The organism is Streptomyces sp. NPDC052101, assembly GCF_040680235.1.
Classification (GTDB): Bacteria; Actinomycetota; Actinomycetes; order Streptomycetales; family Streptomycetaceae; genus Streptomyces.
Genome location: NZ_JBFAWH010000132.1, coordinates 1 through 1,372, shown reverse-complemented (window position 1 = coordinate 1,372; position 1,372 = coordinate 1). Strand labels below are relative to the sequence as shown.

1 protein-coding gene and 1 pseudogene are annotated in these 1,372 nt (G+C 71.6%); one reads left to right on the top strand and one right to left on the bottom strand.

The features are described 5' to 3' along the window. Window positions 1-298: RimK/LysX family protein (locus AB0L75_RS44255; RefSeq protein ID WP_365191947.1), on the bottom strand; the 298-nt coding region annotated here is incomplete at its 3' end. Between the two features lie 27 nt (window positions 299-325). Here AB0L75_RS44255 and rimK point away from each other — a divergent pair. Next, window positions 326-1,183, top strand: a pseudogene (rimK, locus tag AB0L75_RS44250) (30S ribosomal protein S6--L-glutamate ligase); the annotation flags it as partial. Between the last annotated feature and the right edge of the window lie 189 nt (window positions 1,184-1,372).

Sequence of the window (1,372 nt, the reverse complement as noted above, 5' to 3'; positions counted from 1 at the left end):
GGACCGTGCGCAGGTCGGCCACCGGCAGCTCGGCCGTCCGCGCGTCCGCGGCCGAGGTCTGCCACGGGTGCACCTCGAACCGGACCCACGCGGCGCCGTCGCGGGTGAACCGCTCGATGCCGAAGGCGTGGAGCGCCGAGGTGCGGGCGCCGGTGTCGATCTTGGCCTTGATCCAGGGGGTGTGGGCGGCGGGCAGGCCGACCCATTCGCGCCAGCCCACCAGCCCCGGGCGAGCGGCGCCGTCGTCGGTGGGGGGCACGCCGTGGGGGGCCGGGGCCGTGTGCTTAGATTCAGACACGCCCCTCATCCTCCCAGGAAAGCGGTCATGAAGCTCGCCATCCTCTCCCGTTCCCTGCGCGCCTACTCGACGCAGCGCCTGAAGACCGCGGCGCTCGAGCGCGGCCACGAGGTGAAGGTCCTGGACACCCTGCGCTTCGGCATCGACCTCAGCTCGGACGAGCCCGATCTGATGTTCCGCGGCCGCCCCCTCTCCGGCTACGACGCCGTGCTGCCGCGCATCGGCAACTCGGTGACCTACTTCGGCACCGCCGTGGTGCGCCAGTTCGAGCAGATGGACGTCTACACGCCCAACACGGCCGCCGGGATCATGAACTCGCGGGACAAGCTGCGGGCCACACAGATCCTCTCCCGCCACGAGATCGACATGCCCGCCACCGTGTTCGTGCGCAACCGCGGCGAGGTCTCCACGGCGATCGACACGGTGGGCGGGGCACCCGTGGTGATCAAGCTGCTCGAGGGCACCCAGGGCATCGGCGTGATCCTGGCGCCGACCAAGAAGGTGGCCGAGGCGATCATCGAGACGCTGCACGGCACCAACCAGCAGGTGCTCATCCAGCGGTTCGTGGAGGAGTCCAAGGGCAAGGACATCCGCGCGCTCGTGGTGGGGGACCGCGTGGTGGCCGCGATGCGCCGCCGGGCCCAGGGGGACGAGTTCCGCTCCAACGTGCACCGCGGCGGCACCGTGGAGCGCGTCGAGCTCTCGCCCGAGTACGCGGAGACCGCCGTGCGGGCGGCCCACATCATGGGCCTGCGCGTGGCGGGCGTGGACATGCTCGAGGGCGAGCACGGCCCGCTGGTCATGGAGGTGAACTCCTCCCCGGGGCTGCAGGGCATCGAGGCCGCCACGGACCTGGACGTGGCCGGCGCGATCATCGACTACGTCGCGGACCAGGCCGGCTTCCCCGACATCGACGTGCGCCAGCGCCTGGCCGTGTCCACCGGGTACGGGGTCGGTGAGATCACCGTGCACGCCGGCTCCGGCTGGGTGGGCCAGTCCATCGAGGACTCCGGGCTGCTCGCGAAGGACCTGCAGGTGCTCACCCTGCACCGCGGCACCTCCGTGTTCCCCAAC